Genomic DNA, 20,028 nt, shown 5'->3' on the forward strand with positions numbered 1-20,028 from the left:
AAACATGAGTTTTAAAGATTTACGCAGCTTCATCGATCATTTGGAAGCAAATGGTGAGTTAAAGCGCATTAGCTATCCTGTTGACCCTCATTTAGAAATGACGGAGATCGCTGATCGTGTTTTACGATCGGGTGGCCCCGCACTGTTATTTGAAAATCCTACCAATCACACCATGCCGGTACTGGTTAACTTATTTGGCACGCCTAAACGTGTTGCTATGGCATTGGGTAAAGACGATCCTTTGGCTTTGCGTGAAGTCGGTGAATTATTAGCATTCTTAAAAGAACCTGAGCCACCGAGTGGCTTTAAAGATGCCATCGCCAAAATACCTATGTATAAGCAGGCACTCAATATGCCGCCTAAAACAGTGCGTAATCCGCCTTGTCAGCAAGTGGTTAAAACCGGTGATGAAGTTGACCTAACCTCGTTGCCAATCCAACATTGCTGGCCTGGAGATGTCGCCCCATTAGTTACTTGGGGACTCACGATCACTAAAGGGCCACGTCAAAAAAGACAAAACCTAGGTATTTACCGTCAACAGTTATTGGGCAAAAATAAGCTGATTATGCGCTGGCTTGATCATCGTGGCGGCGCCTTAGATTTTAAAGACTTTAAACAGCTTCATCCTGGAGAGCGTTATCCTGTCGTAGTGGCATTAGGTAGCGATCCTGTGACCATTTTAGGTGCTGTAACTCCCGTGCCAGATTCCATGAGTGAATATGCCTTTGCAGGTTTACTACGCGGCGAACGTACCGAAGTCTGTAAAGCCATTAGCTGCGATCTTGAAGTACCAGCCACCAGCGAGATTATTCTTGAAGGTTATATTGACCCAGATGAGAAAGCAGTAGAAGGTCCATACGGCGATCACACTGGATATTATAACGAAACCGACTCATTCCCCGTATTTACTGTGACTCATATTACTCACCGTAAAGATGCTATTTATCATAGTACCTATACCGGCCGTCCACCCGATGAACCCGCTATGTTAGGCGTGGCATTAAACGAAGTATTTGTGCCTATTCTTCGTAAGCAGTACCCAGAGATTATTGATTTTTATCTGCCGCCTGAAGGTTGCTCCTACCGTATGGCTGTGATTTCAATCCGTAAACAATATCCGGGTCATGCTAAGCGTGTCATGATGGGGGCATGGTCATTCCTACGCCAATTTATGTACACCAAATTTATTATCGTGGTTGATGAAGATATCAATTGCCGTGATTGGCAAGATGTTATTTGGGCCATTACTACCCGGATGGATCCAACACGCGACACCATGCTGGTAGATAATACCCCTATCGATTATCTGGATTTTGCCTCACCCGTTGCCGGTTTAGGCTCTAAAATGGGTTTAGATGCCACCAACAAGTGGCCAGGCGAAACCACCCGTGAATGGGGCACCCCTATTGTGATGGATCCTAAGGTTAAACAAAAAATTGACCAAATTTGGGATGATCTTGGCATAGAAGATGTACCAACATTGTAACCACAGTGATCTGATTAAGGCGTAGATAGCTATAATTAACTCATTGATAAAAATTATAAAAAGGTTTAAAGGACGTTAGATGAAAACCATTCGTTGTCAGATTGAAAAAGTCACCCCGTTTAATGATGCTGTGTATCAAGTGTTCCTTAAACCCGAAGCCGCCTTTGACTTTAAGGCTGGCCAATACTTATCTGTGATCATGGGTGAAAAAGACAAACGTCCTTTTTCTATCGCTTCGGCGCCTAATGCTGCGTTAATTGAATTGCACATTGGTGCTGCGGTCAGCGAAAGTTATCCCATGCAAGTTGTTGAACGCCTTCAAACTGCGACTCATATTGATATTGAAGCCCCGGCTGGCGACGCATTTTTACGTAGCGATAGCCATAGACCGCGCATTTTAATTGCTGGCGGCACGGGTTTTTCATACATTAAAAGTATCGTTGAAGCGCAGATTGCTAACGGCGAAACGATTCAAACTCAGCTATATTGGGGTTGTCGTAACGAAGATGCTATGTACTATCAAGAGATTGCTCGTCAATGGCATGCAGACCATTCATGGTTAGAGTTTATTCCTGTAGTTGAACTTGCAGGCAGTACTTGGCAAGGCAAAAAAGCAAATTTACTTGAGCAAATAAAGCAGGATTTTGTCAGCTTAAATGGTTATGACATCTACATAGCCGGCCGCTTTGATATGGTCGGGGCTGCACGAGAAGTTTTTCGTGAACTTGGGATTGAAGAAACTCATTTATATGGTGATGCGTTCGCATTTATCAAGTAATAAACAACTGCGCATAGAGTTTACTGGTCAGTTGACTAAGCTGACCAAGATATACATCGGATGATAATGTTTCATCCGATTTTTTATTGTTGTTAATCAACTTTCACAATGAAGACCGAATTAAGATCTGGTGAAAATCCAAATAATATCTCAACGATAGTAGGCTATAAATGTAAGCTTTTATGCCCTCCGGGTAGCTTAACTGATTAAAATTGTACTCTTTCATAACGACTCCAAGCAACTAAGTCGCTCATAAATGGCATTATCCATACGGCTGTATTTTCAGTGGTATGAACCCTAAAAAATACAAGCTCTTCCTCTTGAATATCCATGCGTTTCACTTCACGATAAAAACGCATTGCCGATTCGGTGACGTGCTCGGGCTTAATGAACTCTTTTTGATCTATCTTGGTAAAAAACACATCCACATCAACATCGCCAATTGATTGCTGATATTGATTAAATGTCCCACGGGTTTTTAATTTTATCGGTGTCGTTATACAGTCTTCATCGGTAATGCATGTCGTGGTGTATATCTGGCCAGTATTTTCACCTTGATACACTAATGAAATACTTAAGTCGGCGCGTATGAGCTTTTGTCCAGCTATTGGAAAATATACATCTGCATGGTAATGATGCTCAACAATATCGCCAATATCCCCTTCTGGAATAAGCACTCGATTATAGCGAATTCGAGTCTCCATTTTTTTAGATAATGGGATAAAACTTTCCATGTTAATTCCTGCGGGTTCAGGGGTTAACATAGTGATATTAATAATGCCTTGGCCATCACAATCATTCAAAGTGTATCCTGGACAAGTAGCAAATGAATAAGAACTGCCGTTCGTGAGAGCAAAACCGCTAAACCCCTTTAAACCTTTAAGTTGATTTGTCTTTGGCGCAATGTGCTTCTGCCATTTAGATTCATGCAATTGATCCGTGTCGTTTTTATAGAACACTTTCGCACTTTCACGAATACCACCAATGTTGAGCTCAATGTCTTTATCACTTTTCCATTGCGATGTAATTTTCAGCACTTGGTGATATTCACAGCCATACCAAAAGATAATGAGTATGCCAAACAAAACCAATGCACCAGCAATTTTAACCAATAAGCTCACGTCAAAAAAAGCGGCGCGAATCGTGTCACTGTCACTCAGTGAAACGACTTTAACATGGCTTTGCTCACTTATATGAAGCTGATAACCACGCCTTGCAACCGCTTTTAGTTGGATGTCTTGAAAGGGCTCTAATTTACGTCTCAAGGTACTAATACACTGAGTGAGTGACGTTGGTGCGACGACTCTATCAGGCCAGCCAGCCTCTAATAATTCTTCTTTTGTGTAAATTTTACATTCAAAATCAAGCAGTTTAGTTAGTACGGCATGTTCAGAAAAAGTGAGCGGGATTTTCTCATTGTTTAGATGATTAATCAGTTGCTTAGCTGAAGTATCAAGTGATAAATAATTAGTGATTTTTAACACCGTATGCACCTAGAATAATGATCATAAACCAATTTAATTGTTACAAAATTGTACAGTTAAAAACGGTGCTATAATGTGATAACAAACTCAATCTGATACATTTAAAAACGGTACTACAATGTGATAACAAACTCAATCTGACACATTTAAATTACTTTATTACAATAACTTACCTTTACACTGATTTGATGACACCTTAACAAATGAAATGCTCTTATAAGCGTTTACGACTAAATATTTGCTGCCCCACGATCAGTAAAAACGATACCCATAATAGTAAGCCACTATAAAGCCCAGCGATGGGCATCTGAGCAATACTTAACATGCTATTACTGCCTCGGTGTTGAACCACATCACCTTGAGGTGGTATGTCTGGTAATACGACACCGCTCATAATTGCCCTAAATAAATCGCTAGGATTGAGTAAAATCAATACCTGAAAAATCGCATTTGAAAAGCCCTGTAAATCAGCCACCATGAATGTGAGCAAAACAAGATCGTATACCAGCACAATCATTACCCACAGAAATAACAGCACCGCTATCGCTTTGGCTTTCTCAACCACCAACAAACTCACTATATAACCCAACAACACAAAGCATACCGTTAGCAATATACTGCTCAGTATTAAGTGAATAAAGGCCACTACGACTTCTTGTATCGGGAAGGCAGTCAACGTCCACACTAAAATGGCTGTCAGAAAAAAAGCCCAACCAATCGTACAACTGAACACCCAAAGATGGCCGAGTAACTTACCTAATATGATGTGTAAACGTGTAACCGGATAAGACAATAGTAGCAACAAAGTGCCTGACTCTTCCTCACCAATAAAGCTATCGTAACTCAGTAATATTGCGGTCAATGGTAAAATATACACGCACATTGAACTCAAACTGGTCATGAGTAATGGTAAATCAGCCACAACTAATTCACCTGATACGGCGGAACCCGCAAAAGTGATAAGCAGTGATAAACATGTCAGCATTAAGCCAATAAATAAAAACCATCGATTTCGAAAGTTATCTTTTATTTCTTTTAATGCAATGGCCAAAACCGCTGTAAACATCACAGCCCCTTATGCCGCTTTGTGTTGATGAAGATTCATGAAGTGATGATAAATATCACTTAAATCAGGCTCTTCAATTGAAAAGTTATAGGCCCCACGATGTGAAGTGAGGTACTTAATAATCCTCGGCTTATCAACTTGATGAACCCATAACTGATTATTGGTTGCTAATCTTGATAGAAAATCATCATGGGCAATGGCATCAAGGATATCATCGCCTGTAAAATGCACCTTAAGATCCGCGGCTTGACGTAACTCCTCTAACCGGCCACTTGCTAGCTTTTTACCATTGGCCATAATAAATGCACGATCGATATTACCTTCAACCACTGCGAGCTCATGAGTGCACACAACAATAGCGCAGCCTTGCCGTTTAAGTTCGGCAATTTTTTGATACATAAATAGCGACGCTTGAGGATCAAGCCCGACTGTAGGCTCATCAAGTAGTAAAATATCAGGCTCAGACAAAATGGCCTGTGCAAAGCCTAAGCGTTGCTTCATGCCTTTTGAATAGGTTCTAACAGGCTTATTCTGCACCTGACCCAAACCAAACTCTTCGAGCACCTTAACCACCTGATTTTTAGCAACACCCTTTAATGAAGCAAAATATTCCAGTACTTCTTTTCCGGTTAACTTCTCGTAAAGCGAGATATTTTCAGGTAAATAACCCAAGTTAATTTTCCGGTGTTGCTTTTCATTTTTAAGCACCGTTCCTAACATCGAGATTTCACCCGACGTGGCAGGGACAATACCAAGCAAAATTTTGATTAAACTAGATTTACCTGCACCGTTATGACCGAGTAAAGCCAATGTTTCTCCAGCATTAACAGTGAGACTGATATCATCAACGGCCAAAAAATCGCCGTATTGTTTAACTAAATGAGTGACTAAAATTGCAGTGGTATCTTGCATATAATGATTACCTTTATAATCTATCAACTTGGGGGGGGCTCATCATAGGAAAACTATCAATTACTCCTGATTCAGGCATAATTTTAAATTGATGTTGCGTCCAGCGAAGTAGTTGCGCGACTGGACTTTTTAATAGAAATTGCGCTTCTGGATAAAGCCAATACAAACGATCTAATTGATCACTTGGCTGATAAGCCTGCTCACTAATACCATTCCCCGTCAGATCCCAACCAATGAAACGACTCCAATAATTCCCCTGACGTTCATAACTCCACTCAACGAGGCTATCACCAACATATTTAACCTGAGCCTGGTTATTAATAAATTGATTACGGTAAATCTTATTGCCTTCACCGCCCATCGCCATATAAATACCTACCTCACTATTGGAAAAATTATTATCAAACACTGCATTATCACGTGCACCGTAAATAAACATCCCACGGCCTTCACTTCCCGCAACTTTCGCATGTGAATTAACAATTTTATTGACCCGGTTTGCAGATACTTCAGAGTGATTAGTCATGTTCAGTAACACACCAAAACGTTGGGCCGATTGAACTCGATTATGATGTAACTTGATTTTCTCAGAACTCATTAATGCAAAACCACCATCAACATCTTCAGCATAATTATTAAATGCTTCATCATGAGCGGTATACATATAGTGCAAGCCATATTGCTGGTTAACAAAGTAATTATCGCTCACCAAACTATACTTACCTGACTCAAGATAAATGCCATCTCTCACATGTTTAATCTCGTTGAATTGAATGACGGCATTATCGACCCGCTTTAAGTAAATACCATCTCCTCTGTCCAAAATATGTCCTTGGCTGCTACCAGTAATCACATTGTTTTTAATCGATAAAAAATCACCATTATCTGCTCGAATACCAAAGCTTGGACCCCATAATTCGTTATTTTCAATTAACACATTATTAATGCCGTCGTTAATTAATATTGCGGCATTTAGCTCATATTGGTCTGCCCCCCAATTGACAATTTTTAACGATCGAAGCTTAACATCTGAGCTTGCTATCGTTATTGCACTGCCATAACCCAACGCGTCTATTTCTGCGCCGGGCTTACCAATAATAATGAGCGGTTTATCTATGATAAATTGCCCCTGAAAAACGGCTGGATGCAAGACTAACGTGTCATAAGAATGTGCTTGCTGAATTTTTAGTTGTAAGCTTAGTGGATCTTTCACCTGTATTTCAGCAGCAGTACTTGGCAGAATGAGTATGCCCATAAAAATAGATAACAAACTAGCAAGTCTCATTGTCATACCACTCTACTCAAACGTAATAGTGCCCAATGAAAGTGACCTTATAAAAAGCCACTTTATTTGAGACTAGCATTAATGACTCATGTTTTTTTGTGTGACATGCCCTTTTTGTGTGACATGCCCTTTTCGTGCGACATTCCTTCACCTAATACTTCGAGTGTGATCTCATCATATGCCAACACTGCACCGCCAAACTCATTAGCGAAATTTTGCGCTGCATCTGCACTACTAAATGAGCCAACGGAAGGCCCCATAACACCTTTACGATTCGAGCCATAAACATACCAAGCCTTTACTCCATCAATAAAGGAATCATCTTTAGGCATTTCCCATGATGTTTTTGCCATATCATGCACATAAACTTGGCTTACTTGCCGTTGATTCTCCGGCTGTAAAATAAAATTGAACATGTCTCTAGTTGAGCAAAACTTGGGGATTACATCACTATTTTTTAACAACACCTCACCTTTAGGTCCTGGGTATTTTGTGATCATCATGCCGCACATATGACAACGGTCATGATCGTGAATAGCCTGAGAGTTGTGCATTGTTAGCCCATCATTTTGAGGGCCGCAAGCAAATAGCATCGGGATAAACAACAGTAAAACATAAATTCTATTCATATAATTCACACTTAACAGTAAACAATCACATTGAAAGAGCTCCCCCTAAAAGCAGCGGGGGAGTCAATTAATAAAGGGCAGCCCTCAAAACTGATTAAATACCGTAAGTTTGCCCCGCATATAAGATGAACAAACGTAGGCACATCATGCCACTAATGACACATACACCTGATAAGTAGAACGCTTTGGCTGAATGGCTAAAGGTTCTACCTGTGGCAAAGTTAAGTAAGATGGGGCCTAAGAAACCAACCCCAACTACCCCAACCCAGAACAAGTTAGCCCATACACCACTAGTAAATGCAGAAAATGCAGATTGCGCACCTTCATTACCCGTAGCAAGTGACATGGCAATCATCACAATAAACAAAATTTCAGTAATCATGATCGGCCATTCTGCACCGTGTAACAGCTTTAACTCACTACTGTGTAAGTCTTCTTTAAACACTAAAACCGACACCATTTTTGATGCTGCTGCACCAGCAGAAATACCAGATGCGATAAATAATGCAGGTAACACTGCAGTATTAATCAGTGGGAAACGAATTAGTGCTGAAATTAAGAAGCCTGTATATGCACAAACCGACATAGCAAGAATCAAAGTTAATAATTCTAATGGACGACGAATTGGCTTCAACATACTAATAAGTGGCAATAGTATGCTTAACCCCTTAATAGCTTTTATGTCATCTTCAAAGGCATAAAGACACAACACCGCTGTTAATGGGATATAAGCACAAAGCGCGATAACCCCAAGTGACATTACTGAAGTTAAATTGTAAAACACCAAAATACGCCAGAAGAACATAGGGTTAGTTAAATCTAACACTAGACATAACATACCTAAACTTATCGTAACGAACGAAATTAACGCGGCAGCTTTATACAAAGGTGTGTTAGCGGTTTGGCATTTAATAAACCGAAGAGCTAACGCAACAACTAAAGCACCACCAGAGATCCCTGCTAAAAACAAGTACACTGCAATAGGCCATGGCCACGCTATCCCTTTGGATAACCCCATGGTGAATTCCATTGAACCGTCCATCTTATACCCCCAATTTAACGACTGGTATGTAACGTAAACTCGGCTCAGTACCAAACTGAGGTTTCATACGAACAGAGTCTTTGACTGCCAATAATTTATTCACATATGAGTTTGGGTCGTTAATATCACCAAAAACCAATGCGTCATATTTACATAGCTGTACACATGCTGGTAACTCGCCTTTTGATAACTTGCTACTTAAACAAAAATCACAGTTATCAGCGACATTGGTATCTTCATTTATGAAACGAGCATTATAAGGACAGGCGCCAATACAATATTTACAACCGGCACACTTACTTTTATCCATGGTCACAATCCCAGTTTTAGGATCTCTATGTGCTGCACCAGTTGGGCATACACTGACACATGGTGCATTTTTACACTGTTGACAAGAAACACGTACAAACTTACGTTCGCAGTTACATTTGTCTTTACCACAGTGTGGGCAAGCTTTACCTTCTACTCCACCCGATTGATGTTCCATCAAACACTTTGACTTCCCCTCAGGTAAGTTGTTTGCTGTATTACAAGCCAGCTTGCACTCTCCACATCCAGTACATTTGTTTTGATCAAACACCATGACATAATGAGGTTTATTCGTATTAGAACTGTCGTCTTCAACTGAGGTACAACCCATCGGTCCCCAAATTAAAGAAGCAGCCCCAACACCTTTTAGAAACCTCCGTCTCTCTATATTCTCACTCACAACACCCTCCCTATATCAGCATTGGCTGACAGGTATTTATTGGTTCGGCTGTAAATTCAAATGACGAAATTATTGATTCACTTCGTCCAATTGAAATTCGGCTTTTATAATTGCATTAGTAATAGATTGTCGATTAAAAGGTTGAGATTGGTTTGTTAGTAAAATCTGCCAATGCTCGATGGCTATTGCATACTCACCATTTAAGTAAGCGTCTGTTGCAAGTAGCATTCGAGTATGAAGCTCGTCACTTTGGATAGACAAAGCGGTATCAATCACTTGCTTTGTTTCAGGCCCGAATGTGCGAGTATCACGGTAATACATTGATGTTGCTTTCATCCCTAAGAGTTCAGCGTCGTTGCCGACCAAAGAAATAAGCTGGGTTAGCGTCCCGACCGAGTCAGCATATAAGCCGCCTTCGGCATAAGACTGCGCTAACGCCATAAGTGCCCTTTCATCTTGTGGTTGTTGCTCAACTTGCATCCGCCCTTTCGTGATGTTAGCAGCGACAAGATAATCCACATTGTCATCAACTCTACCCTGATCCCAACCTTGAAAATGTCCTCCACTGGCATAAATAGATATCGAAAAGATCAACACGATGACTGACATCCCAAAAGGATAATGAGCGGTAGCAAGACCATTGAACTCATCAAGTTCAACGTTTACAGCCTTGCTAACACCTTTAGTCACTCTGCTATTATTTTTCACCACAGTACTGCTCAAATTACGGTTGTATGCACTGTGATGAAGCCAGAAGAGTCCGATAAATATACTCAGACATATTGCAATACCTAAGGCCAGAATATTCATAAGTGTCTCTTCTTTGAATTGAATAAGTTGTTACGTTAACTAGGCTATTTACCCGCTATTGATTGGTTCATCATGCCTTCCATTCCCATACCACTCAGCCCCATTCCTTTGGCTTTTTCACTTGGTTTTTCGGACTTAACTAACTCAACCTCAAACACTAAGGCTGTTTCACCAGGAATATTACCCGCGCCCTCTGCGCCGTAAGCCAACTCAGATGGAATAGTGAATCGAAAAGTTGAACCAACAGGCATTAGACGTAAACCTTCTTCCCAACCGTCAATAGCCGTTAACAATGCAAAACGCACTGGTTCGGTGGTTTCTTCAAAGACAGTGCCATCAATCAATGAACCTTTGTATTTCACTGTCACCACATCTTCAGCCTTAGGTTTAATACCGTCACCAAGGGTTAACACTTCATACTGCAAACCGGTGTCTGTCACTTTTACACCTGATTTATCTTTGTTTTTCGTTAAATAATCTTCGCTAGCTTTACGACTTGCTAACGCCATTTTTTCATCTTTTTGGGTGTTTAATAAATTCAATAATTCACTTCGCTCATTCAAGTAAGTGATGACGTCCTCATCAGTGATTTTTTGCTGATCTTTTAACGCATCAATCACTCCATCAATAACGTCTTGAACGTCGACTTTTGCACCTAGCTCTGTTTGATTAAAAATTTGGTTTGATAAATAATTACCTACCGAAGCGCCTATACTATAAGACTGTTTTTCAACATCACTTGCCAATCCATCACTCGCAACACTGCTGGCTGATAGTACTAACGAAATACACGTCGCAATGGTTAACGCACTTTTGCTAAGATTTTTCATAAAGAATTCTCACATTATTGAGTTTTACCTATCAGTAAATTACCAATAGCTATTAATCTGAAATAAAGGGTTATGGTTTCTCTGTTGGCCTACCTGATAAGCGCCATCCATAAATGCCCTCGCTCATATGCCTAACGCCGGTATAACCGATTTTCACAGTTTCTCTGGCCGCCATTGCGCTGGAAGTGCATAAAGGATTTGCACAGTAGAAAATCATTACGGCATCCTTATTTTTTGGAAGTAGTTTTTTCCAATTTTTAACGTTGAAATAAATAGCACCCGGAATATATCCTTCAGCCCATAACTCCATCGTGTTCACATCAAAAAAATAAACATCCTCTTTGCCTATTAACGTCTCAGCCTCACGCATTGAGATCGGGTTAAGCTGAATGTCATATACTGGAGCAAGAGTCATCTCTCCGCCGCCGCCAGCGAATACTGGAGTGTTAAATACGACTAACAACGACACTGAAATCAAAATGGTGCTAAGTAGTTTTTTCATTACATTCTCTCTACATATCTCGTCATCACAGCGATGTCGGAATATCGGTAAATGGCTTCCCGCTATTGCGGGAAACCATTATTGATTTACATACTATTTTTATTGATAATTGCTTGAGCTTGGGTGACATATGTCATCGCAGCATCGATACGTTTTTGGCTATAACGTGCACCATGCACCCCCCAAGAACCGTCTTTCTTAAGAAGCGTTACAGCATCTTGAGCTTTATCAGTAAGTAAAAGTACTTGTGATTTATCTTCAACGGATAATTTAGTGACTTCTAGCAGTTTATCGATACCATCCAGTGCAACCACAACCTGAGCGTAGGTGTCTTTAATCGGTGTTTGCCACTTCATCACTTCACCATAAATCTCTTGTTGGTCTTCGTAATGTAAGCTTGGATCGAGTTCGGATTGGAACTGACTATGACAACCTTTGCCATTAACAACGTTATCATCAGAGATTGCAGTACGTGCACATGACCACATTAAGTCTAAGTAGTTATTACCGTTTGCATTTTTAGCAACAGTCCAACCTTTAGTACTTGATACACGAGGCTCACCTTCAGGCGGGTTAAGAGTCTTATTAGTTGGATCTATTTCAATCTTCCACATATGCGACTTACGCACCGCGTCGAAGCCTGCTTGGTCAGGGAACTGCATAGCAGTGAAGTTTTCACAACTACCCATGTTCGGCATATGACAACTTGTACAGGTTTGTTCGCTATGAGACTTAGTGTTCTCTACGATTTCAGCTTGTGCAGCATGACAATCAGAGCACTCTTTCTTCATTTTTGGTTTGGTATAACCAGACTTCCAATCGTTGCTTGTTACTTCATGTGGATCATGACAAGTAGAACAACGCATGCCTTTTTCATAATGCATAGAAGCGAACATTTGCGAACCTTCAGTACCACATGATGGACATGCAGACTTCATTTTCACACCAAATGCATACTCTAACTTCTCTTTACCTTTCTCTGTTTTAGCTAAATCAGGTACAAAATTAAAACGTTGATGACAACGCTCACAGTTAGAAGGCATTCCGCCGCCATTCCCACCGTCTAAGTGACCCCCAGCGCCATGACACTCTTCACAGGCAATACCTTTAGAAATAGTATGTTCTTGTAGTTTTTTAGGGTCGCCTAATGCGGCAAAGTATTCATCTTTAGATTGGAAATCAAACTTGAAGCTATGGCACACTTCACAATAAGAACTTGCTGGTTGGAACAGCATTTCTTTTTCGTATTTCGCTCCGTATGAGCTCATGCCGATTTGATGAGAACCACTTGCGCCAAAAGCTTTACCGTCGTTAGTGGCTGGGAACTCAGGGATAACAGCATTGATTTTTGCCGCCATGGCAGGGGTTAACCATTCGGCCCAACCACGTGAGAATTGGTTACCACCAGCGACCATTTTACCGGTGCCTTCAATAAGTAAACCATCACGAATATGGTATGTGCCACGAACAAGGTAACTATCGATGAAACCATATTTAGTACGAGGCGTACCGACAGTTGCATAGATGGCATCAGGCGTAATACCGTCAGCTAAGATAGACGTATCTTTAGTGCCATACATTGGCTTTTTAAGATCGTTATCAACTTCTGGATGGTCGCCAGGGAAACGAATTGTCTTCGCATGACGAGAGCGGCTCCATGCTTCATATTGGACAGCATGACATTCACCACATTTTTCAGGACCAACAAACTTATTTGGATAATCAAGAATTGATTTCGCGCCTAAACGATATTGAACCGCACTTGGGCGACCAACCATTTCACTATATACAGGGCTATTACCAGTATCGAGATATTCTTCACCCCGGTCGCTTACATGATACTCACCAATTAAATTACCTTCTTCATGATATTTAAATAATGGGTGATTTTGAAAAAGAAAATCAAATAATTCTTTTTCCTGAACAATATAATCTTGTAGTGTTTTAACCCCTTTAGTTTTTTCAACACCATTAGAATGTTCAATTACTTCTAATGCGGTATGCCCCATCGACTTTTCACTTGTTGCCTTTCCGCCTGCATTAACAGTACCTACAGCGCCAAGACAAAGCAGCACACTGAGTGCAGCTAGCTTGTATTTACCCTGTTTCATTGTCCCAATCCTCATCATCATTACTCTATTTTTCTCCACCAAACCTGGCAGTTCAGCGAACGATATAATTAATTTGAGCAAGAGGCATTTTAAAGGTAATTACAGGGCTAACCATGCGCAAGATCACATAGAAAAACGACTCAGAAATAACAAAACATAAAACAAAATAAAGTCTTTAATTACAATAACTTGGATTTTATTTTAGATTATTTTTTATATAAAAATACCGATTTTTTAGCTATAAAAAAATCTAAAAATATATTTGTTAATATAAAAAACTCTCATCTTAAAATAATTGAAATACGAATAAGATCAGCCTCACAGAAAATAAACATCAACAAAGATAATGTTTATTTAACTTTATTCATTAAGTTTTTTAATTATCAAATTTCACGACTCAATGAGTAAAAACCAATGAGTAAAAATTAACTACATACATGATTAATATAACTAGGTATATATAAGATGATCCCAGAAATTGGACATTTACTGATAATCATAGCCACAAGCCTTTCATTATTATTGGCCACCATTCCATTATTCGGGTTATATAAAGGCAACCGATATTTAATCAGCTATTACCGTCCATTAAGTAATATGATGTTATTAGCCTTTATGGCTGCAGTTACCTGCCTAACGCTTAGCTTTATCTGTAATGACTTCTCTGTTGCTTATGTGGCGAACCACTCTAATACTCAACTGGCCACCTTCTATAAAATTGCCGCAGTTTGGGGAAGCCATGAAGGTTCAATGCTTTTCTGGGTCAGTGCCATTGCATTTTGGACGGCATTAATCGCCAATAGAAAGACAGAGAATAATGAAGCGTTTTTTGTCCGTACCGTATCGGTATTAGCCTTGGTCATTTTGGGTTTTAGTTTATTTATCATTTTCACATCAAACCCCTTTGTTAGGCTTCTACCGAACTTTCCAATTGAAGGCCGAGACTTAAATCCAATATTACAAAACATCGGTTTAATTATTCACCCACCGCTATTGTTCCTCGGTTATGTCGGCTTAACGGTTTGCTTTGCAAGTTCAGTATCCGCATTGCTCGGAAAACAATTCACCCAACAACAAGCACAATATATGCGCCCTTGGGCTATTATGGCGTGGGTGTTTCTAACCGGTGGCAATGCGTTTGGTTCGTGGTGGGCTTATAACGAACTTGGCTGGGGTGGTTGGTGGTTTTGGGATCCTGTAGAAAATGCCTCGTTTATTCCATGGCTTGTGGCGACAGCTTTAGTGCATTCAGTAACCATGACTCAGCGCTTAGGGCAATGTAAAAAATTCACGCTATTCTTAGCGATATTGGCTTTTTCACTTAGCTTACTTGGCACCTTTATCGTTCGCTCTGGCGTTGTACAATCTGTGCATGCCTTTGCTGCTGATCCCACCCGTGGTATGTCAATTCTCTTTCTGCTTGTGGTGTTATCTGGTGGAGCTTTAGCGTTATTTGCAAGCCGTATTTCTTATATAACTGCAGAAGACAGGTTCAGTCCTTTTTCCAAAAACACACTTATATTGCTTGGTAACCTCTTATTGGTGGTAGCTGGTCTGTCGGTGCTACTAGGCAGCTACTACCCAATTATTTATAACGTCATCACTAACAACACAATCTCAGTCGGCGCACCTTATTTCAACAGTATTTTTGTGCCCATTATTTTCATCCTGAGTTTCCTGATGGGATTAGCACCTTTGATAAGTTGGCAACAAGAAAAATTATCCAGCTTAAAACGCCCACTGCTTTTGCTATTCGTTTGTGTTGCACTAGTGATACTTATCAGTGTCAATACAGAGCGTACTAATGCATGGTTTTTCTTTGGCTTACTGGCCACTATATGGATTATAGCTTGCACTTGCCTCGCGATGTATCAGCTCCTTAAAAGTAAAACAAAAACCACTCAATCATACCGCTTTTTTGGCATGTGCTTAGCGCACTTTGGCATTGCAATAGCAATTCTTGCGGGTACTGTTGTCTCTCATTTTGAACAAGAAGAAGTCCTAAGTATGGGGCCAGGTCAAGGCAGAGAGTTGGCCGGATATATCTTTGTATTTGAGCAAACCCAGCAGATAACGGCAACAAGCTTTGATGCCCTGCAAGCCAATATCCGTATTATGGATTTAGACGAAAAAACCGTGGGTTATGTTTATCCTCAACGTCAAACCTTTAAAACTAATGGCATGCAAACCACTGCCGCTAGTGTTTACTCTACGGCGTTTCAAGATTTATATGTATCAATGGGCACCAAGTTAAATGAGACTGAATACTTAATCCGTATCAGCTATAAACCTATGGTGAGCTGGCTTTGGATTGGCGCGATATTAATGATGTTTGGCGGTTTTTTTATCGTATTAACAAGCCGCTATCACCAACCCACCACACAGTTAAAGACTTTACCATCCACTTACACTTTACAGGAACTCATCTCATGAATTTAAGAGTCATGATGATAACAATATTACTGTGTGTGTTCATTCCGTCAGTACTCGCTGATACCGCAATGTATAGCCCAGAAGAAAAGCGCAAATTGGGTTTTGAGATTGCCCAAGAGCTTCGCTGCCCTTCTTCTGATAATCGCAGTCTTTTTGACTCACAAACACAAATTGCTAATGAGTTGAAAGGCCACATTTTTAAACAATTAGATGAAGGTCAATCTAAACAGCAAATCATTGATTTTATGGTGGCACGCTTTGGTGAAAGGATCCGTTATAACCCAAGCATCAATAGCGGCACATTCGCACTATGGCTCATACCTTTTATGTTGATTATTCTGTCCATTGTCGGCGGTATTAGCTGGGTAATGACACAACACAAACGGCAATCAGCTAACGAAAAATCTGTAATAGACGAGAAAAATTATGAATAAATTGCTTCCTTTAACACTGTTAATCCTTACCGCCAGTATTCATTTAAATGCACCTGCGTCACCTGTGGATGTTAGAGTCTATAAAACCGGCGACCCTATTGAAAAACCTCTGGTAATGTCGCGCTTTGTTGAACTGCATCATGCTAGAAAGATTGCTGATATACACTTTATGGATCAACAGAAAAATAAGGTAGATTTGCAGCAATATCACGGCAAGTTAGTGATGGTAAATTTATGGGCAACATGGTGCGCCCCCTGTGCTAAAGAAATACCGGCTATGCAGGAAATACAGCAACGAAATAAAGACAAAGATTTTGTCCTTTTACCAATATCAATCGATGAAGATACCAATGCAATTGCTCCTTTCTTTAAAGCGCACGGTATTACAGGCTATGAAACATGGCTAGACCCTGAAAAAAACATCGACTACATCATGCCTGCAGATTTAATCCCAGCCAGCTTCATTCTGGATGGAAAAGGCAATCTTGTTGGTTTTGTTCGTGGTTATATTGATTGGACAGACGACGACATACAGCCTTATTTAGATAGACTTATTGCTAAGTACACCAAACTGTAATTTCATAGTTCAAGGTGATTTTCAACTACTGTCCAATCCCGACTTCTCTAGGGCGGTTCTTTTTATCTCAACAACGGCAGACCGAAGGTCGCCGTTTTCCTTGTAGATTCCGCCTTAATTCATTACCATTATCACCATTTTTTCAATTTTTAGGCTTATTTTATAATGAAGTTATCTGTTTTAGACCAATCCATTTTTAACCATTTATATCGCGACATTTTTGAGTTTCGCAGCACTTTTGATTTACCGGTTAATGACAGTGCTAGCCTAGACGACAAAGCAGATACCTTACACACATCATTAATTATTGAAGAAATGACCGAGCTTGCTGAAGCCGACTCTCGCATCGAACAAGCCGATGCGATTGTTGACTCTGTTTATGTGTTAATGGGCCGTTTAGTGCACTTAGGTGCGTCTCAGGTAAGCGATCGCCTTGAGATCAGTTACCTTATCGATTTATTGCTCAACGTCGCTAAAAACCGTCAAATTGATTTTATTCAATGCTGGGATGAAGTGCACTCAAGCAACATGAGTAAAGTATGCCGCAACCACAAAGAACTCGACGAAACCATTGCCCATTACGCTAAACAAGGTGTCGAGATTGTCGGTAGCACTAAAGGTGAGTTTATTATTGCTAAGTGCGCTAAAGACGTCGAAATGGCAGGTAAAGTTGTGCGCCAAGGCAAAGTATTAAAGTCAGTTTATTATCGCCCTGCAGACTTAACCAAACTAGTACGAAACTAATCAACAAATCAACGACTGGGTTTTCACTTGGTAGTACTGATTGACTCATAAAAAATGCGCTTTTATCAGCGCATTTTTTATGAGCTTTTTATGACTACGCGGCCACTGAGACTTTATTATTAAGCGCCTGAATTAGCAGCTGTGGCTCATCCACACTCAAATGTATCGTAATCATGGGTTCGGGTAACTGGCCCATACCACCATGATAAATGACCGGATGGTTTAAGGTAATAGTGACATTACTCTGCCCACGGCCAATAATAATGGTTTCTGGCTCATCTTTATTTAATTCAGTTGATTCTTGAGCAGCGACACTGGCAATATCGGCAATGTTCACCACCATAAATCCCCACAATGAATTATTGATCACTAAGTTATCTCTGATTAAATACAAAGAGTAATAACGCGATAGCCGATGGTTAGCCACGATAGACATCAAGGTATAGGCAATAATGCTCGAGACAATAATCGCCACCCATTCGCTCCATGAAACCAGTAATAAATAACTGCTACAAGATGCGGTAATACAACCAAATAGCATAAGCCACACATGCCAGCGCGTTGCACTGTTGAGGTTAATATTAGCGATGGCCACCGGATGATGACGTGAAAACCAAGGGATTGAATAAAACCAGTTAGTCGCTTCACTGGCCATAATAAGTGCGATAGTTAAGCTTTTTTCATCGCCATCCCGATACGTTTCTACCGCCCCGACTCTAGGATCGCCCTTAAGCTTTCGCACCTTAATCAAGCCACGAACAACACTCACCACCAAGTACAATTCAATGACCAGCAATACCGCAATAATCGGATAACGTAACCATGCAATAAACTCAAAATAGTGCGCGACTTCGGCAGGGAAACTTAACCGAGCAACCAAGCTGCTTAGACTGAAAATGACAATCAGTTTCCACAGTTTCTGAGCACCCATTTTAATAATGCAGTACCAGTAGCTCAAAGGCAGTAATACAAAATACAATGCACAAATAAGGTATAACGACCGCTTGTCAGCTTCACTCGTTAACGACTCTGGCGTCCACTGAACGCCTATTACAAAGCTAAACACCATTAAGGCTAAAAAGACTAACCGATACTTAACCGTGGCTCTCATTAAATACTTATCCCTGTAGATGTTATTAACCCACGCCATATCATTATTCTGAATATAAACGAGATGATACAAGTCGTTAACATATCAGCAAACATTAGTTTCACTGCTATTGATTGGCGTGAAAATTGTTACTAAAAATTGCCGTAAATGGGGATCACGAAAAATTGCGCTTGAACAGCCAAGTTAAACCATGAATCGCGGTAGTAGGAAAAGCCATCGAATGATCGGCCTCGGGGATCACCAATAGTTTCAGTTGTAATGTGCCGGTTTGAGCAGATGGGTGAGATTGGAGTATTTGATAAAAAGCCTCAGCATCTGCAACCATCTGATGACCATCATGGGTATAAGGTGGTTTCTCTAATTCACCAATGCCAATAAACACCTCGGCAGATATTGCTGGTGTTTGACTAAAACGCTGAGCAAACTGCTGCAACAATTGTTTATTGTCGAACCATAGAGATGGGCTACCCAACACGTAATACGCAAATAGCGTTGGCTGTTCTAATAAAATATGTGCGCCGAGTAACCCGCCTAACGAATTACCCACAAAGGTATTTTGTTGTGTGTCGACTCGATAGTTTTTTTCAATAAAGGGCATAACAACCTGGCTGATAAAGGCAACGTGCCGCTTGGCCTCACCAGTGGGTAGTTTCCAACTCGCATCGTGACTTGGGGTATAGTCGCGGATCCTACTCGCCGAACCTTTGCTCGGCCTCTGATAGCCTATGGCGACTAAAATAGCTTGTTGCATCATGTTGCTGTTCATTGGAAATCGCGTCGCACCAGACACCACTTGCAAGCTATACATGGAGTCCGTCATATAGACTACAGGGTAATGATGAGTACGATTGTTGCGGTAATCTTTAGGTAGTTTGATCATCACTTGATAGTGGCGATCGCCATCGTTAAGCACAAATTGGCGGGTACGAGGAATAGTGACTACTGCAGCTGTGGAATGCACATCGACAGCGTTGCTTGGTAAGCCAGCCAGTAAAGCATCATTGTTCGCGGACTCACTGGCTAGGGATAACCAACAACATATTATCGCACCGATTAACCAAGGAGTTGTTTTCATTCATGCATCC

At 40.6% G+C, this 20,028-nt stretch carries 19 protein-coding genes; 6 read left to right on the forward strand and 13 right to left on the reverse strand.

Annotated elements, in window-relative coordinates; all coding sequences use genetic code 11:
• Window positions 1-4 precede the first annotated feature (4 nt).
• Together ubiD and fre are read left to right on the forward strand one after the other, a co-directional pair.
• Complete coding sequence (ubiD, locus tag AAEZ00_RS04780) at window positions 5-1,486, forward strand: 4-hydroxy-3-polyprenylbenzoate decarboxylase (protein ID WP_101034036.1); 1,482 nt, start codon at window positions 5-7, stop codon at window positions 1,484-1,486.
• 79 nt (window positions 1,487-1,565) lie between these two features.
• Window positions 1,566-2,264 (forward strand): NAD(P)H-flavin reductase, encoded by a 699-nt coding sequence (fre, locus tag AAEZ00_RS04785; RefSeq protein ID WP_124012492.1) that lies wholly within the window; start codon window positions 1,566-1,568, stop codon window positions 2,262-2,264.
• Between the two features lie 206 nt (window positions 2,265-2,470).
• On the opposite strand, the gene AAEZ00_RS04790 is transcribed toward fre, so the two are convergent.
• From AAEZ00_RS04790 to AAEZ00_RS04840, 11 genes are all read right to left on the reverse strand, one after another.
• Complete coding sequence (locus AAEZ00_RS04790) at window positions 2,471-3,748, reverse strand: winged helix-turn-helix domain-containing protein (protein WP_124012493.1); 1,278 nt, start codon at window positions 3,746-3,748, stop codon at window positions 2,471-2,473.
• Between the two features lie 214 nt (window positions 3,749-3,962).
• Complete coding sequence (locus AAEZ00_RS04795; RefSeq protein ID WP_124012494.1) at window positions 3,963-4,814, reverse strand: ABC transporter permease; 852 nt, start codon at window positions 4,812-4,814, stop codon at window positions 3,963-3,965.
• Between the two features lie 9 nt (window positions 4,815-4,823).
• A complete protein-coding gene (locus tag AAEZ00_RS04800; protein WP_124012495.1) occupies window positions 4,824-5,726 on the reverse strand; it encodes an ABC transporter ATP-binding protein in 903 nt (300 codons plus the stop codon).
• A gap of 13 nt (window positions 5,727-5,739) precedes the next feature.
• A complete protein-coding gene (gene nosD / locus AAEZ00_RS04805) occupies window positions 5,740-7,017 on the reverse strand; it encodes a nitrous oxide reductase family maturation protein NosD (RefSeq protein ID WP_233768620.1) in 1,278 nt (425 codons plus the stop codon).
• Between the two features lie 80 nt (window positions 7,018-7,097).
• Window positions 7,098-7,640: a nitrous oxide reductase accessory protein NosL gene (locus AAEZ00_RS04810; protein WP_351075102.1), complete on the reverse strand. Its 543-nt coding sequence runs from the start codon at window positions 7,638-7,640 to the stop codon at window positions 7,098-7,100.
• 94 nt (window positions 7,641-7,734) lie between these two features.
• Window positions 7,735-8,682 carry an NrfD/PsrC family molybdoenzyme membrane anchor subunit gene (nrfD, locus tag AAEZ00_RS04815; protein ID WP_124012497.1) on the reverse strand — a complete coding sequence of 316 codons (948 nt, stop codon included), beginning with the start codon at window positions 8,680-8,682 and terminating at the stop codon, window positions 7,735-7,737.
• A 1-nt stretch (window position 8,683) separates the two neighbouring features.
• The gene (locus AAEZ00_RS04820) at window positions 8,684-9,391 is read right to left on the reverse strand and encodes a 4Fe-4S dicluster domain-containing protein (RefSeq protein WP_124012498.1); all 708 of its coding nucleotides are present in this window, start codon (window positions 9,389-9,391) and stop codon (window positions 8,684-8,686) included.
• 69 nt (window positions 9,392-9,460) lie between these two features.
• Window positions 9,461-10,201, reverse strand: a complete 741-nt coding sequence (locus AAEZ00_RS04825) for a nitrite reductase (protein WP_124012499.1) — start codon at window positions 10,199-10,201, stop codon at window positions 9,461-9,463.
• A gap of 44 nt (window positions 10,202-10,245) precedes the next feature.
• Window positions 10,246-11,031: an FKBP-type peptidyl-prolyl cis-trans isomerase gene (locus tag AAEZ00_RS04830; RefSeq protein WP_124012500.1), complete on the reverse strand. Its 786-nt coding sequence runs from the start codon at window positions 11,029-11,031 to the stop codon at window positions 10,246-10,248.
• A 70-nt stretch (window positions 11,032-11,101) separates the two neighbouring features.
• Entirely contained in the window at window positions 11,102-11,533 is a 432-nt protein-coding gene (locus tag AAEZ00_RS04835) for a rhodanese-like domain-containing protein (protein WP_124012501.1), read from the reverse strand.
• A gap of 86 nt (window positions 11,534-11,619) precedes the next feature.
• The gene (locus AAEZ00_RS04840; protein ID WP_124012502.1) at window positions 11,620-13,644 is read right to left on the reverse strand and encodes a multiheme c-type cytochrome; all 2,025 of its coding nucleotides are present in this window, start codon (window positions 13,642-13,644) and stop codon (window positions 11,620-11,622) included.
• 465 nt (window positions 13,645-14,109) lie between these two features.
• On the opposite strand from AAEZ00_RS04840, the gene AAEZ00_RS04845 reads away from it, so the two are divergent.
• The 4 genes from AAEZ00_RS04845 to AAEZ00_RS04860 all read left to right on the forward strand — a co-directional run bounded on the left by AAEZ00_RS04845 (window position 14,110) and on the right by AAEZ00_RS04860 (window position 17,832).
• Complete coding sequence (locus AAEZ00_RS04845) at window positions 14,110-16,077, forward strand: heme lyase CcmF/NrfE family subunit (RefSeq protein ID WP_233768619.1); 1,968 nt, start codon at window positions 14,110-14,112, stop codon at window positions 16,075-16,077.
• Entirely contained in the window at window positions 16,074-16,511 is a 438-nt protein-coding gene (locus tag AAEZ00_RS04850) for a cytochrome c-type biogenesis protein (protein WP_124012504.1), read from the forward strand. Before AAEZ00_RS04845 ends, AAEZ00_RS04850 begins: the two co-directional genes overlap by 4 nt.
• Window positions 16,504-17,088, forward strand: a complete 585-nt coding sequence (locus tag AAEZ00_RS04855) for a TlpA family protein disulfide reductase (RefSeq protein WP_124012505.1) — start codon at window positions 16,504-16,506, stop codon at window positions 17,086-17,088. Before AAEZ00_RS04850 ends, AAEZ00_RS04855 begins: the two co-directional genes overlap by 8 nt.
• A 165-nt stretch (window positions 17,089-17,253) precedes the next feature.
• Window positions 17,254-17,832 (forward strand): nucleoside triphosphate pyrophosphohydrolase family protein, encoded by a 579-nt coding sequence (locus tag AAEZ00_RS04860; protein WP_124012506.1) that lies wholly within the window; start codon window positions 17,254-17,256, stop codon window positions 17,830-17,832.
• Window positions 17,833-17,926: 94 nt separating this feature from the next.
• Here the strand turns inward: AAEZ00_RS04860 and AAEZ00_RS04865 are convergent, their stop codons facing one another.
• The gene (locus tag AAEZ00_RS04865; RefSeq protein ID WP_124012507.1) at window positions 17,927-18,943 is read right to left on the reverse strand and encodes a hypothetical protein; all 1,017 of its coding nucleotides are present in this window, start codon (window positions 18,941-18,943) and stop codon (window positions 17,927-17,929) included.
• 154 nt (window positions 18,944-19,097) lie between these two features.
• Window positions 19,098-20,018 carry an alpha/beta hydrolase gene (locus AAEZ00_RS04870; protein ID WP_124012508.1) on the reverse strand — a complete coding sequence of 307 codons (921 nt, stop codon included), beginning with the start codon at window positions 20,016-20,018 and terminating at the stop codon, window positions 19,098-19,100.
• Window positions 20,019-20,028: the final 10 nt, after the last annotated feature.

Source organism: Shewanella sp. S1-49-MNA-CIBAN-0167, assembly GCF_040310145.1.
GTDB classification, from domain to species: Bacteria; Pseudomonadota; Gammaproteobacteria; order Enterobacterales; family Shewanellaceae; genus Shewanella; species Shewanella psychromarinicola.

Bases quoted from the DNA above. Each gene is read 5' to 3' on its own strand.
- ubiD (WP_101034036.1), top strand. From the start codon at position 5: ATGAGTTTTAAAGATTTACGCAGCTTCATCGATCATTTGGAAGCAAAT.
- fre (WP_124012492.1), top strand. From the start codon at position 1,566: ATGAAAACCATTCGTTGTCAGATTGAAAAAGTCACCCCGTTTAATGAT.
- AAEZ00_RS04795 (WP_124012494.1), bottom strand. From the start codon at position 4,814: ATGTTTACAGCGGTTTTGGCCATTGCATTAAAAGAAATAAAAGATAAC.
- AAEZ00_RS04800 (WP_124012495.1), bottom strand. From the start codon at position 5,726: ATGCAAGATACCACTGCAATTTTAGTCACTCATTTAGTTAAACAATAC.
- nosD (WP_233768620.1), bottom strand. From the start codon at position 7,017: ATGACAATGAGACTTGCTAGTTTGTTATCTATTTTTATGGGCATACTC.
- AAEZ00_RS04810 (WP_351075102.1), bottom strand. From the start codon at position 7,640: ATGAATAGAATTTATGTTTTACTGTTGTTTATCCCGATGCTATTTGCT.
- nrfD (WP_124012497.1), bottom strand. From the start codon at position 8,682: ATGGACGGTTCAATGGAATTCACCATGGGGTTATCCAAAGGGATAGCG.
- AAEZ00_RS04825 (WP_124012499.1), bottom strand. From the start codon at position 10,201: ATGAATATTCTGGCCTTAGGTATTGCAATATGTCTGAGTATATTTATC.
- AAEZ00_RS04830 (WP_124012500.1), bottom strand. From the start codon at position 11,031: ATGAAAAATCTTAGCAAAAGTGCGTTAACCATTGCGACGTGTATTTCG.
- AAEZ00_RS04835 (WP_124012501.1), bottom strand. From the start codon at position 11,533: ATGAAAAAACTACTTAGCACCATTTTGATTTCAGTGTCGTTGTTAGTC.
- AAEZ00_RS04840 (WP_124012502.1), bottom strand. From the start codon at position 13,644: ATGAAACAGGGTAAATACAAGCTAGCTGCACTCAGTGTGCTGCTTTGT.
- AAEZ00_RS04845 (WP_233768619.1), top strand. From the start codon at position 14,110: ATGATCCCAGAAATTGGACATTTACTGATAATCATAGCCACAAGCCTT.
- AAEZ00_RS04850 (WP_124012504.1), top strand. From the start codon at position 16,074: ATGAATTTAAGAGTCATGATGATAACAATATTACTGTGTGTGTTCATT.
- AAEZ00_RS04855 (WP_124012505.1), top strand. From the start codon at position 16,504: ATGAATAAATTGCTTCCTTTAACACTGTTAATCCTTACCGCCAGTATT.
- AAEZ00_RS04860 (WP_124012506.1), top strand. From the start codon at position 17,254: ATGAAGTTATCTGTTTTAGACCAATCCATTTTTAACCATTTATATCGC.
- AAEZ00_RS04865 (WP_124012507.1), bottom strand. From the start codon at position 18,943: ATGAGAGCCACGGTTAAGTATCGGTTAGTCTTTTTAGCCTTAATGGTG.
- AAEZ00_RS04870 (WP_124012508.1), bottom strand. From the start codon at position 20,018: ATGAAAACAACTCCTTGGTTAATCGGTGCGATAATATGTTGTTGGTTA.